Annotated in this window: 8 protein-coding genes and 1 riboswitch; of the genes, 5 read left to right on the forward strand and 3 right to left on the reverse strand. The window is 56.2% G+C overall.

The window, feature by feature from the left end; all coding sequences use genetic code 11:
* Positions 1–138: 138 nt before the first annotated feature.
* Both ELE36_RS13010 and ELE36_RS13015 read left to right on the forward strand, forming a co-directional pair.
* Positions 139–852: a hypothetical protein gene (locus ELE36_RS13010; RefSeq protein WP_129833964.1), complete on the forward strand. Its 714-nt coding sequence runs from the start codon at positions 139–141 to the stop codon at positions 850–852.
* 285 nt (positions 853–1,137) lie between these two features.
* On the forward strand, positions 1,138–1,659 hold the full coding sequence (locus ELE36_RS13015) for a cupredoxin domain-containing protein (RefSeq protein WP_129833966.1): 522 nt from the start codon (positions 1,138–1,140) through the stop codon (positions 1,657–1,659).
* Positions 1,660–1,984: 325 nt separating this feature from the next.
* Here the strand turns inward: ELE36_RS13015 and ELE36_RS13020 are convergent, their stop codons facing one another.
* Both ELE36_RS13020 and ELE36_RS13025 read right to left on the reverse strand, forming a co-directional pair.
* Complete coding sequence (locus tag ELE36_RS13020; protein ID WP_129833968.1) at positions 1,985–2,800, reverse strand: class I SAM-dependent methyltransferase; 816 nt, start codon at positions 2,798–2,800, stop codon at positions 1,985–1,987.
* A gap of 86 nt (positions 2,801–2,886) precedes the next feature.
* The gene (locus tag ELE36_RS13025) at positions 2,887–6,795 is read right to left on the reverse strand and encodes an Ig-like domain repeat protein (protein WP_129833970.1); all 3,909 of its coding nucleotides are present in this window, start codon (positions 6,793–6,795) and stop codon (positions 2,887–2,889) included.
* Positions 6,796–8,391: 1,596 nt separating this feature from the next.
* On the opposite strand from ELE36_RS13025, the gene ELE36_RS13030 reads away from it, so the two are divergent.
* Positions 8,392–8,748 (forward strand): HU family DNA-binding protein, encoded by a 357-nt coding sequence (locus tag ELE36_RS13030; protein ID WP_129833972.1) that lies wholly within the window; start codon positions 8,392–8,394, stop codon positions 8,746–8,748.
* A gap of 292 nt (positions 8,749–9,040) precedes the next feature.
* The gene (locus ELE36_RS13035) at positions 9,041–9,394 is read left to right on the forward strand and encodes a hypothetical protein (RefSeq protein WP_129833974.1); all 354 of its coding nucleotides are present in this window, start codon (positions 9,041–9,043) and stop codon (positions 9,392–9,394) included.
* Between the two features lie 252 nt (positions 9,395–9,646).
* A riboswitch (cobalamin riboswitch) is annotated at positions 9,647–9,858 on the reverse strand.
* A 450-nt stretch (positions 9,859–10,308) separates the two neighbouring features.
* Here the strand turns inward: ELE36_RS13035 and ELE36_RS13040 are convergent.
* On the reverse strand, positions 10,309–10,854 hold the full coding sequence (locus ELE36_RS13040) for a hypothetical protein (RefSeq protein ID WP_165371597.1): 546 nt from the start codon (positions 10,852–10,854) through the stop codon (positions 10,309–10,311).
* A 531-nt stretch (positions 10,855–11,385) separates the two neighbouring features.
* On the opposite strand from ELE36_RS13040, the gene ELE36_RS13045 reads away from it, so the two are divergent.
* Complete coding sequence (locus ELE36_RS13045; protein WP_129833978.1) at positions 11,386–13,455, forward strand: DUF7933 domain-containing protein; 2,070 nt, start codon at positions 11,386–11,388, stop codon at positions 13,453–13,455.
* The last annotated feature ends 8 nt before the right edge of the window (positions 13,456–13,463 follow it).

A 13,463-nucleotide genomic window follows, 5' to 3' on the forward strand; every position in this document is an offset into this window, starting at 1 on the left:
GTTTAAATGAGAGGCGCAGTTATGCAATCAACTAAGTCACTATTCCGGCGTGCATGCAATCTTTGGATTGCAGGGTTCATATCTTGTCTAGCAGCGCGCGAAATCTATGCTAACGCTGGTGCGGATAGCTATCACGCTGTGACCAAAGTCACGCCGATGGTATCGGCCACGTTCACGATACCAACTCTCGGCGCACACTCTTTGCTCGGGCAGGAAAATCAAGTCGGCGTGAGCCCGGCCGTGACATCGCCGATGACGACGCAGACCAGCGGTAGCTCGTTCGTGGTGTTCTCGGCGGGTTATATCTCGAACTCCAATGCGCCCACCGACAACAAGGCAAATCTTTGGATGTTGCTTGGCAGCCCGGTTGTCTACCACGGCAACAACAATGCTTTTGACGTAAAGGCCTATCTGTCGTTGGCGGGCAACGGCGGCAACGGTCACTCGGTATCCATCGTCAAGAATGGCTATGCGCAAGGCGAGATCACCCTGCCATTCATCGAGATCCGGAACGCAGATATTCTGCACGATGTCGCGCAGAACTATCCATCCGGCGCGCAGCTGACCAGTGGCAGCGTGACGACGACAGGCCCCGCGATATTGCTGGCGTTCTGGTGGGGTGACGGCGATGGGCTCACGCATACCGCGGTGCCCAACAACGGCTTCAGCGTGATCGAGAGTTTCCTGAATCTGCCGCCACTCAGTGCGGTTCAATGTGTGGTGACCTACAAGCAGGTAAAAGCTGCGGGTACCTACAACGTCACCTGGACGCAATCACCCGATCCCGGCGCGCCGCTTTGGCTGTTCGCGTTTCAGTCTAGCGAGACAATTTTTGCGTATAGCTTTGATTGAATCAAAGCCGAGTCCGACCGATCGAAAATCCATGGCGCTTGATGTTGCTCCATAACATGCGGCCAGAGAAAATCTTGACTCGGCGTTTTGCGTCGGTGATGACAAGACGCCGCACTTCGAGGATACAAATTTCGACTTTTTGCTGTCCACTTGTGACGTGATGCTTGCTCGCGATCAAGTTCGCTCCACGCCGCAAATATCGACTCCGGCGCACCTACCACAGTGTATGAAAAGGCTACGAGCGAGTGCCGAGGCAAAAACAGTCGCGCAATGCATTAGTGTCGCATGGATGCGCCGATTCTCGTTTTACGCAGACAGGTATCGGCGTACCGATGTTATCGCTTCTACCTTTCTACCTTCCTTCGCTTTCATTTGGAGATTCATATGCGTATTCGAAACGGCCGATTGAGTTTGGCTATATTGCTCTTGACTACCCTCCCCGCCTGGGGTGCAAATAATTTCGTCGTGATCGTCGGCCAGAACATCTCCGGCAATCCCGCACTGGCGTTCAACCCGCCTTCTTTACCCGTAGCGCCGGGCGACACAATTACCTTCAAGAATGTCGGCGGCGGAATGCACAACGCGCACTCGGTAGACTCATCGTTCGCTTTTCAGTGTGGTGCGGGCGACTGCACTTCTGGCGCGGCGGTTTCCGGCCCATGGATTTCGCCGGCAATAACAGTTCCCGGAAATGCATCAGGCAAGACCATTGCCTACTTGTGTGATTTACACGGCGTAGCGATGAGTGGCCAGATCGTCGTGAGCGGCTCCACTCCCGTGACACTGCAATCCTTCGAGGTCGAATAATTGCGTAAGACGAACCCCGTTCATGGGTGATCGCGTTCTGCTGTTGTCGCAGTGCACAGCAGAATCGCGTCCTTCCTTGCCGAGGCGACAAGCAATCGATTCTTTGAGCGACAAATCGCGCTTTGAAAAGATCGATTGAGATTTACCCGGATCGGTGTGATGCGGTACTTGGCTCGGAAATGAACACGAGCATACTTGGACGATATATTTGCCCTTGCCGTGTTACCGGCTGCACCCACATTGTCGCCGCCACGCAAGCATGGCGGCGACGCTAGCTGACTGGCTGCGCCTAAAGTTGTGGGCGGAGGCTTTTCGTGGCACGAATTCAAAGCAGAACCGTCACGCGCATGAAAGTTGCGGGAATTGATGTGCCTCCATTGTTGCCCTTGTTCTGCGCATTCGCCAATTCCACCAATTGTTGGTGAAGATCTTCGACTTTTTCACTTTTTCCCGCTGCATCGAATGCATTCATGGTCGGGCCATAGAATCGCCGGAACAATTCTATGAGATGGGCTGGGGTTTTATCGGGTGACACGAAGTAAAACGTGTCCTTCACCATGGATATTTTCTCTTCTGGCACTCCAGCCTGAGCAAAGCGTTCAACAATGTGCGATTCCACGCCCCAAGTCATCGGACTGACAAAACCCTCCGGCGGTGGCGGCATGAACGATGAACTGATTTTCAACAGCTGCGACACGAACGAAGTGGGGTCATTTGGGATCCAGTTACCCATGACGATACGGCCACCGGGTTTTGTGACTCGAACCATCTCCTTTGCGACATCATGAGGTTTCGGCGCGAACATGGCACCGAAAATCGAGAGTGTCAGATCAAAGGAATGATCACTGACTCCTTCCAATTTGCACGCATCGCCTTCTTGAAATTTCAGCCGAGTAAGACCCGTCGCCGCCGCACGTTGGTTGCCGGCGTCCACGAGATTTTGGGCGATATCGATTCCGACCACTTCGGCACCCGTCTGTGCAAGCGGAACGGCGGTAGTGCCATCGCCACAACCGAGATCCAACACCCGCATCGCTGGCGTAGCTCCAAGCGACTTCACGAGAGATTCTCCCGATTGCCGCATCAGCGCGGCAATCTTGGTGAAATCGCCCTTTTCCCACAGTGCTTTATTCGCATCCATTCTGATTTTCCTTTAGGTCGGTAAAATTCATTGGATATCCCAATATTGTTCGCAAGCTATCCGAAGCCTGCTCTGAGTGAACCCTGTCATGGCAAAAACCGCGGTGATATCCGCCGATGCAGATGGATCAAGGCGGTGCAAGCAAGCACTGCACCGAGAAGATCCAGCAGCCATTCTGATAACGTCGGGATCTGCGCAACATTGCCTTGTACTGGAGCGTTGACGGTCTCGTTTATCGTGATGCTTGATGCCGCGAAATTCGCGTCACCGCCGTAGGTTGCAGTCACCGCATGCACACCTGGCGTGGCAAAGCGCAACACGCAGCTACCACTTGGTGGCGCAGTGCAGGTCACCGCGCCGTCGCTGATCTGAACCGTCCCGCCTGGCATCGCCGAGATTGCAGGATTGAATGTGCTCGCCAGAGATGCAATCGTCAGCACGTTGACACTTGCAGTAACATCCGCGTTCACGCCGACCGGATTCGGATTCAAGCTCAGCGTAGTCGTCGTTCCTGTTAGCACTGCAGCGTTCGCGGCACAACTCGCGGTGGTGCCGCCGCTACTGCCTGCGCAAGTCCACGTCCAAGGCCCGCTACCGAGCACGGCACTTGGTGTGCCGGCGCTGCAGAGCCGCACCGGCTGCGCAGATAAAATTTGGCCGTTGTCTGTACCACACGCACCGTTTACCGGCCCGGCGCTGAAACTGGCCGTTACTGTGCAATCGGCATTCACCGGGGCAGTTGTATACACATTTGCTTGGCTCAAACCGCCGCCGCAACCAGCAACCGCAGAGATCATGTGACCCGCGTCCGGTCTAACAGTAAAACTTACCGGCGTACCCGCAGCAACGGCTTGCGAGCCTGATGGCGTAATTGTGCCGGACGGCCCAGCCTGTGCGTTAACCGTGAAACTGGTGGCGCTGCAGTTCACTTTGATCGTTGAGACATCGTCCCCAGCAACGTTGCCGCTGCCATTGGCGACGGTGCAAATTTGCACTGGTGCAATCGGTTGCGTTACCACACTGACCGCATAGCTGGAGCCGTCGGTCAGCTCGGCCGGGAAGACAAAGCCTCCATTGGCGGGGATCGCAAGCGTCTGCGCGCCGGCATTGAGACTGAGCACCAAGCCGGTGCCAGCGAGGCCGCTGACAGCGCCGCCGATTGTGTGATCATTGATTGATGCAAGCACTATCACCTCCGCGCTGCCGCTACCATGGGAGAGTGAGGCGGAACCCGAATATCCGGCGGTCAGTGTATGGGTACCGTTCTTGACTAGGATCAATCCGCAGGCACCTCGACCGTCTTTCAGTGTGACCGTGCAACTCACGTCCAAATCCAGACTATCGGCGATGGTTACCGTGCCGTCTGGCGCGCCGGTACCACCTGGCACGGGGTCGACCGTGACCGTAATCGCCACCGCGCTGTTTGACTTGACCGGATTCGGGGTGGCGCTAAGGGTGACCAAGGCCGCACTCAAGTTGCAGTCTTTCGACCACGGATTTTTTCCAGTGATCGCATTCCAGGCAATGTCGATCGCGCTGGGCGGCTCGGCGGATGGCGGCAACGGGTTGGGACATAAACTTGCCTGGAGACCAATCGACGGTGGCGGCGCAACTAGCGTTCCGGTCAGGCCGTTTCCGCCGACGTTTAACTTGAGCAGGCTGACTTGATCGGTTAATGCAGGAATGGAACCGGTCAGGCTGTTGTTGAACAAAACCAGTGCTTTGAGATTTCTTATGCCAGTCAGATCAGGTATCGAGCCGGTCAACTGATTCTGGGAGACATCGAAAGTCTCAAGGCTATTCAGGCCGACTAGAGGCGGTATCGAGCCCCGTAGTTGATTGCCCGAGAAGTCGAAGAGTTGCAAGCTCGCCAGCGCGCTAAGCGACGGCAAACTGCCAAACAGATTGTTATTAAACAATTGAATGCTCACGACGTGCGTGCCATCTACATCGCAGATAACCGCATACCGCTTGCACGATTCGCCATAGGGCCAGTTCGTCTTATCGGTCCAATTGGGCCCGTCGGTTTGCAGAAACAGCGCGTCGAGCACGGCACGCTCGCTATCCGGCAGCGCTTCAACTATTTGCTGCGTGCTCGTCTGATTCAGCGCAAAGAGGTTGTCGCCTTCGTAATCAGTGACAACTTGGTGAATGCCATTGCTGGCGAACTTCAGCGTGCAGCTGGTACTGCCTGCAATCAGCGGCGAAGTACAGAAGTCTTGAGGTGCAAGAGCGTCGGCTATCTTCACGCTACCTGTAGGCGTGCCTGTACCAATGCGTGGAGCAACAATAATGCTGAACGTCACGATATCGCCAATATGGGCGGGGTTTGGGTTCGCATTGGCGCTGATCTTGACTTCGCGCTGGACGCAGTCTTTCGACCAAGGCGTAGTTCCGGTTGCCGCATTCCAGATATTGTCGAAATTGCTCGGAGGGGTTATGGCGGGAGTGAAGGCATTCGGGCAGAGTTTTGAGGCGCCATTGACGAGCGAGCCATTCATCGGCGGAATTGGTGTGGAGATGAAGCCATTGTGATCGGCAAGCACGAACTGCAAGTTGTTCGTGAAATTCAGATTGGGGAAAACACCGCGCAACTGATTGGTGCTGATATTTAATGTACGCAGACTTCTCAAACCTTCAATAGCTAATGCACCGCCCGTTAGAGCGTTCGATGTGCCGCCGGACAGCCGGTTGTTATGCAAATCGAGGCCAATTACATGGGTTCTGTCCACACTGCAGGTTATGCCAAACCATGGTGTGGCGGCGGCGCAAGGGTCGCCGCTATTATTCCAATTGTCGTTGCGCGTCCAATGTTCGCCGTCGGTATCGGCAAACAATTTGACGAGCGCAGCAAGCTCCAAATCCGCCAGCACCGGATTGATCACGACGGCAATATTGCTGTTGGGCGCGAAGGTGAAATCGCCGGGATAACCTGCCGTCAGCGTGTGTTTGCCGATACTGGTGAAGTTCACAGTGCACTCGCCCAGGCTTTCGTTCTGCGTAATCGGACTCAATGCAGCGATGCAGATCGCGGTGGAATCAAGATCGTCAACAACGGTGACATTTCCTGAAGGCAGGCCGATGCCGTCATTCGCAGAAACGGTGATACTGACTTTCACCGGAACGCCAGCCGCGGCTGATGTATTATCGGCAATTACGCTGACCAATGTGGTGCGTTTAGTGCAGTCCTTCGACCATGGACTCTGCCCCGTAGCCGCGTTCCACGCAGTGTCGATGGTGCTAGGCGGATTCGTGGCCGGCACTAGCGGATTGCTGCAAAGAAAAGATAGCCCATTCGTCAGAGACGGTGGCACTGCGGGCAACTGGCCGGTGAGGCCGTTGCCACCAATATTGAACCGGCGCAGGTTCGTCAATTCAGTGAGATCCGGGACTTTACCCGTCAGCACGTTGCCGCTCAGATTCACGACAATCAAACCGCTGGCGCGCTGCACATTGACCATAGAACCGGTTAGCTGGTTGTTGCCAAGATTCAAGTTCTGCAGATTGACAAGACCGTTCAATGCCGGAATGGGCCCGGTCAGTTGGTTGGAAAAGGCATCGAAAGTCCGCAGGTTTGTCAGTGCAGTCAGTGTGGGAATGGAGCCACTAAACTGATTGCTGCTTATATTAAAATCTTGCAGGCTGGCGAGGTCATTGAGTGCAGGAATCGGGCCGGTGAGCACGTTTTGGCTGAAGTCGAAACTCGATAGGGCCGCAAGGTCAGTCAGCGCAGGCAAGCGGCCAACGAGATGATTGTTGTGCAAATCGAGACCTACAATCGTATCGAAATTGTCGCAAATTACCCCGAACCAGAATCCACATACTCTGGGGCCATTCCAGTTGGTATTGTTGGTCCAATTTGGCCCGCCGGTTTGGTCGAACAGTCGAACAAGCGCGGCCCTTTCTACCTGCGTGGTGGCCGTAGCGGTTTGAGTCAAACCCAGACCAGCGGCGAGACCGATAAGCAAAGCAAACGTGGGTAGCGGGAATTTCATCGAACGATTCCTTGATTAAGCTAAATTCGGTAAATTTAAATAAGCGTGCCGCGCCGAAGACGGTGACGGCTATCGCAACGTGTCCACAGCCAAGGCCCAAGCGCTCGTAGCACCAATGCGTGGCAACTTTTGCGCAACAATGGCATCCAGATTTGGCGCAGACAAAACGGACACACACGACGACAGCGCGACGCACGTCAGAGTTATCACGCAAGATTACGCATCAAGTCGCCGCCAGCCCGGGGCGAATGCCGAGATTTCTGCAGGATTTGCACCCGCAACAATCTGAAACAGAATCTGCGAATGTCGAAAAAAAATTTACCAACTCGTATCGCGATGTCTTCACGTTTCTGATCTATGCACGGGTATTTTCAACATTTCATTTTGCATCGATGGAGTACCTTCAGGCATATCCGCTTCGTCTCAATATCGAAAAACGAAATTGTGTCCCGAATTGCGACAATTCAATTTGCAGCGGCACGTCCTATTAGAACGTGACTTAGATGTAGCTGCCGTTGAAAAATGCGGCGCGGAGAAGCAGCAAGTAACGGCGGCACGATCCCGTATTTGTGCTGATTTAGGCGGGCGACGGTCCGCTACCGAGGCGTCATCAAGCTGTTACTAGACGATGTTGCCCTGCATGAGAAAGTAACGACCGATATCGTCGGCTATACGCCGTTTTTGAAAAGAGTCTGACGAGCAATCATCGACCGCTGCGAAGAAAACAATCGTCAGAAAAAATCTACTGCTAAACCAAACAAGTCAATCGCCAAGAAGAAGCCAGTACAACTAGCCCTGACGAAGTACAGACCTCGCAACTGACTTAAATCGCTAAGCGAGGTCAGATATTTCGCAATCAAGAACCTCCATGTCGCGAGATTCTGCGAGATAGGGTTCGCGTGAGGCCGTAACATCCAAAGCGACTCGTTTTTTCAGACCGCTCGATGGCTCTCCATAAGTTCCTCGCTTCGCGCCTTTTGATCTAAGCCATCTGCGTAAATCGAAGTACCTAAAGACACACCACGCTGATACTTATGCTTAAAAAGTACATGGCCGGCGTTGGGGCCGGCCATGTGATTAAGCGACTCTTTGGGAAGGGGCGCTTGCTTCGCGCCGATAGCTGGCGCTCTTGTTTTATTACGCGGTGCTCACGCACGGCTGTATCGTTGGCACTTATTGAGGCTTCTAGGGATACCTCACTATCGAAGAACGAATTTTCTGTATGGAATGCGACAGGTGACTCAATCAGTTGGCAGGAGACCTTGGTGGTCTCGCGAGTGCGCAGTCAGCTCGCATAGATCAAGCCTCAGTTACCATGGTTCTTTTGCACGGATCTCTCATACCCGGCACGAGTTGGCGAGGTGTATAGGGTGTCCTGACGAAGGATGGCTCCCGTGTTCGGATCGTGCGGGAGTCGCTGACAGGATTGGATGAGGACGTCGCCGCTACCAAGCGCGTCTTAGACCTACAGAACGGCCCCGTCGTCCTTGTCGGCCACAGCTACGGCGGCTCGTCCGGCGTACGTGTGTCGTGACCAGGGTTTGGCTTTACACTCACTCTCGCAACCCCCTTTCAGTCCAGGAAGAAAATCACACCATGGCAACGACCAAGAAGATCGCCGCAAAAGTACCCGCGCGCAAACCGATTACCGATGTGTTGACCAAGACGGCGCTCATCGCGCATCTCGCGACCGACAGCGGCATGGAAGCCAAGGGCGTTCGTGCCGTGCTGACGTCGCTGGAGCATGCCATCACCGGTTCGCTGCACAAGAAAGGCGTGGGCCATTTCACCCTGCCCGGCCTGCTCAAGATCACGACCCATGCCGTGCCAGCCAAACCCAAGCGCAAGGGCGTGGATCCGTTCACCAAGGAAGAGCGCTGGTTTGCGGCAAAGCCCGCCAGCCTGAAAATGAAGGTGCGCACGCTGAAGAAACTCAAGGACGCCGTCGGCTGATCCGGACGCGGTGGCTCGGGTGTTGCCTAGGGATCGCACCGATCGCCAGGCAACACCTCACTTCGGTGCAGGCAAATGGTCGAGTGACCGCAAGGTCGGATCATCGCGCCGATACGCCAGATAGAGGGTTTCCAGCATGCGCGTACGGAATTGGTGCATGAATTCATTAAATTCCCATTTCACAGACAGCAAGCCCAAATTCGATATTCTGTCCACCCGCCACCGTCAGTCCTACGTCGAGGAACCACCGATGTGTTACTCAACCCAAATCCGATAGGAATATGCGGCATATGTGCGAGAGTTTGGCGCGCATATCAGCATCGGGGAGTATCAAGATATCTATTGGGAGCGGCAGGAAACGAACTCCAAAATGAAGCTCCCGCGTGCCATGGATATGGCGTTTCTGCGCGATACTTCCAACGAACCGGATGTTCTGAAAATTCAGTCGATGATCCGTCGTTACGATGCGGAACAAGCGACCAAGCTGCAGCAAGAAATCTTCGCGCAGCGCACGCGTCTGGCAGACGCAGAGCGCAAACTGCAAACTGCAAACCAAAATCAGCAAAGCGGCAACCGAGAGCAAACGCATCGCCACCGACAAAGTCGATCGCGCGATGGCACGACTCGCCGATATGCAAAGGCATGAGTCCAAACCGCGTGACTCACGCATCTTCCCCGGCTGGTATGCGCCGGTGAAGATTTGGGAAAACGGACGCCGCGTCGTGAAGCCGATGCGATATCAGTGCCGACCAGCCGGCAAGCCCGCGTTTTCGATTCGCGATTTCCAGGCACGTATAACGCGCGACGCGATAACTTGGGAGGATTCTGGAAGGATCTGTTCGGCTATTCGCACGGCATCGCGATTGTCAGCGCGTTTTTTGAAAACGTTAGCCAACACACGATGGAACATCGCGAACTGGGTGCCGGCGAGCAACAGCCCGATCCACGCCTTCCCATGCATTAAGCACAGTGGCTTCGTGTGGATCGATAGCTCGCCTACCGTTGCGGGGGCAGCTCCGGAATTGGCTGTGCGTGGATCGCACAGGCCGCACCGGATTCCCGTTTCAACCGCCGAACTCGCCGACGGTCACCTCAGGGCGGCGGCAGCTTAACCGTTCGAGCGCGCTGGCGTCAAAGTCGCCACATGCTAAATTCGTCGCCAGCTGTGACTACCGGTCGTGGCCTCGTCACAGACTCTCAAGCGCGCCCGCTAGCTAGCAGGCTGTTGAGACGTACCGCTTTCCCCCCACGCGCGGTAGCCTGTATCTATCGTTTCGGGCATGAAGATAAAGCCAGCCCGAGTGATATCTACTCAGGACGAAGATCGGCCCAGGCGCTGACGGCACTGCAGAGCAACAGCACTCCTAGCAACATAGGCATGGCGGACTGCATGCAGACTCCTCGGACGGGCCAATGGATGGGCGCGCAGCGTCGCGGATGATCGTCCCATCCGCGCAGGCAGGGCCTTTAGTGAATTGACCTGCGGCGCCATCTGATTGACCAGCGGCGCTACCAACCTAACTAGCGCCTCCAGCCAGGGTCGACGAACAAGTACCGGGCTCAGTTGCCGAAGTTGTCCGCAAAAATCTTGTCTGGCGGCACGAAGAAAAAATCATCGTAGTTTGTCGCGCCGCCATTTCTGCCGCCCCCGGTCATGCAATTCGCCGATTGCGCGCTCGCGCCGGTCGTGAGGTCGCCGGTATACAACTGCGACTCCCATTCCGACTCGGCGACAACAAGGTCGGCAGGGTTCCCGAAATTCTCGAAAGACGAGCAGCCCGTGTCGGTATAGGAGTTACAGCTCATATTGAACTCGTCGCCGGCCGGCCCGATGCTTGTCTTTGCTTTGAACCCATAGGTGTAATGGGTGGACGCAGAGACGCGAAAGCAACCACTGGTGGCGCCAGCTTGGTTCGCGTGGTCGAACGCCAGCGAGCCGGTGCCGTCGTTTGTTGCATTGACCGGCGACCAGTAGCACGTGCCGCTGCAGGTCCAGCCGGTGATGGACGATGCGAAGTCGAAGTTCGGGATCAGGTTGACCGGGTTCGCGACCACAGACTGGTACGCAGCGAAGCTCACAATGAAATAAAAAATGCGGTTCTTCATGATGTCCTTGATGACGATGTCGGCGTGTGCTCGCAGCGCGGATGCGCGCGCCCCGAAGGACGTCGCAGACGGTGATGGTATCCCAGCGGAGCTAGCGCTCGTCAACGTCACCGAAATCCTATCAGACTTGCACTCCCGCAATCCGGGAGTTCGCCAAGGCTACCAAGCGCCGGCAGCACAACCGCTTGAGACTTGAAATCGTCCGTGCAGCGACGACGAATGATCTTCTGCATCGAAACCTCCAATTGGCGATAAGAACACCGCTTATTGGGTTCGTTCTGACGGGGCAGCTTCAATCCTTTGCCGCGCTCATCCGGCGCCCGCCCTGTGCACTGGCGGTCACCGTTCGCCATCATGACGAAATATTAAATTCACATGTGAATCAGTCCGTTGCACATAGCGCATATGGATAGTTGACGGATTGCGAGTGCAGCGCGCGGCGCGCGGGGCTATCTGGTGGGGTGACAGCAGGCCCGTCTGGGCCGGTGTTTTGCCCGTATCCGCTCCAATCCGTCCAACCCCGGGGGTTCCATGCGCAATACCTTTTTGTCCGCTGCCATCGCGATGGCTGTTTGTGGCGTAGTCCATGCCGATGTCGTCACGTTCACACCTTTCGACATCGCCGCGATCTCGCCCGCTTATATTTACCGGATGTCGCCAAACGGCGCCTTTCTATCAGGCACAGACAGCAGCGGCGCTACCGGCTTTCGTTATAACGTGACGACCGGACAGGCCGACCTTCTGTCGATGTACCCGAACAACGTCACCAACACCGGCACACTTGTCGGTTGGTTGCCCGTCAACGGCGGCACGCCCAACGGCGGAACCGATCTCGGCGCTTATGTACCACTCGGCAGCGACCCGATCGCGATCACCAACCCGATGCTGGAAGATTCCGATGCCTATGGCATGTCCGACGGCGGTACCGTGGTGGGTTTGTCCACGACCAAGGGCGGTACACCGGGTATCGGTAGCGCCTATACCTGGACCGCCGCCGCAGGCATGAAGATGCTGCCGGTGAATCGGCCAGTTAGGGCCGCGCGCGCGAACGGCATCAGTCAGGACGGCCACATCATCTATGGCTGGAACGACGACCTCACTGGTTTTCGCACGGGCACGATCTGGGTGGATGGCGCGCCACTGGACATCGGTTACACGCCGAGCATGCCCAACGCCGGTGAAGCAGACGGCATCAGCGCGAACGACCAGTTCGTGGTGGGCAGCAATGCCTATAACTCCAGTTTCGTCAAAGGTGGCTGGCGCTGGAACAGGGCGGATAATTCTGTCATCTACATCCCAGACATGGCTTTTGTGTTCGCCGTTTCCAATGATGGCAAGACCATTATCGGCAATGCGGATTACGCCGGCGGGCCGCTAAGAGTTGCTGGGGGCAGCGATGCCGAATTTGGCAAGGCTATCTCTAGCGATGCTGAATTCAGCACGGTGGGTGGCGGCACCAACGCAAGCTACAATGAGCGCGCCGCGCTGATCTGGCATGAAGGCATCGGCACGATGCGACTGGTCGACTGGATCACCGCCAACGGCGGCACAGTGCCAGCCGGCTTTAATGCGGATCTCGCTGGCAGTGCATTGAACATGACCGGCGATGGCACGTTCATGAACGGCTGGGCCACGAATTCGATGCCAGGATCGTACACAGTCAATGTCACGCCGGACAAGCTGTTCGCGGATCGCTTCGACGGCACCTCGCTCGGCGTTTTCGCAACGCTGTCGCCAAGCACGATCCTCGCGCAGAGCGCACAAGGCGCACCCGCAAGGTTGACCATCGATCTCGACAATCCCGGCAAATCTGACGCGACACTGAGCAGCGACTTCATCGACCAGCTTCCGTTCGGATTGATCATTGCTGCCACGCCGAACACATCCAATTCCTGCAGCTCTGACCCGCTGGTCGCCTACGCGGGCTATGACACCATCACCTTGCATGCCGGCGCTGTAATTCCTGCCGGTGCCCATTGCGTAATCTCCCTGGCGGTGACTGCGAACTTGAGCGGCACCTACCAGAACGTGATACCGGCGGGTTCGTTGCTAGCCGACGCGGGCCAGAACCGGACGGATTCCAACTCGTCGCTAACGGTGGTGGCGGGCGGCAACGGTGTTGTGCATTCGGCCACTCTCAATCACGTGATGGTTGATAGCGCCACGGGTTCGACGGTCAACTGGGTCTTGGGCACTTTCAGCGACACCGGTCCGACATCGGGCTCGTGGGATCTCAACTTGCGTGATACCAGCGGCTTGACCTTCAGAACGGTCAAGACGTACATGGATGGCCTCGCCGTCGACACCAGCAACAACGTGATCGTCATGCATGCCGGCGACGTGGTCGGACCTTCAACCTACTTTACTTACGCTGCCACGGCGACTGCTTTCCTCACCCCGTCGACGTGGCTGGCCGGTACGGATGGCTATGTCGGCTTTCGCTTCCTGTGCGACAAGCCTCGCCAAGCCAATAAGGTCGCGGGCGGGTTCTGCTACGGCTACATGCACCTGACCACCACCGCCGGTGCCACTGGTTATCCGGTGACGCTGGTCAGCTACGCCTTCGATGGCGATGGCAAGGCGATCACGGTCGGGCAGTAAAGAGAAAA

This window comes from Pseudolysobacter antarcticus (assembly GCF_004168365.1).
GTDB classification, from domain to species: Bacteria; Pseudomonadota; Gammaproteobacteria; order Xanthomonadales; family Rhodanobacteraceae; genus Pseudolysobacter; species Pseudolysobacter antarcticus.

Bases quoted from the DNA above. Each gene is read 5' to 3' on its own strand.
- ELE36_RS13015 (WP_129833966.1), top strand. From the start codon at position 1,138: ATGGATGCGCCGATTCTCGTTTTACGCAGACAGGTATCGGCGTACCGA.
- ELE36_RS13020 (WP_129833968.1), bottom strand. From the start codon at position 2,800: ATGGATGCGAATAAAGCACTGTGGGAAAAGGGCGATTTCACCAAGATT.
- ELE36_RS13025 (WP_129833970.1), bottom strand. From the start codon at position 6,795: ATGAAATTCCCGCTACCCACGTTTGCTTTGCTTATCGGTCTCGCCGCT.
- ELE36_RS13030 (WP_129833972.1), top strand. From the start codon at position 8,392: ATGGCAACGACCAAGAAGATCGCCGCAAAAGTACCCGCGCGCAAACCG.
- ELE36_RS13040 (WP_165371597.1), bottom strand. From the start codon at position 10,854: ATGAAGAACCGCATTTTTTATTTCATTGTGAGCTTCGCTGCGTACCAG.
- ELE36_RS13045 (WP_129833978.1), top strand. From the start codon at position 11,386: ATGCGCAATACCTTTTTGTCCGCTGCCATCGCGATGGCTGTTTGTGGC.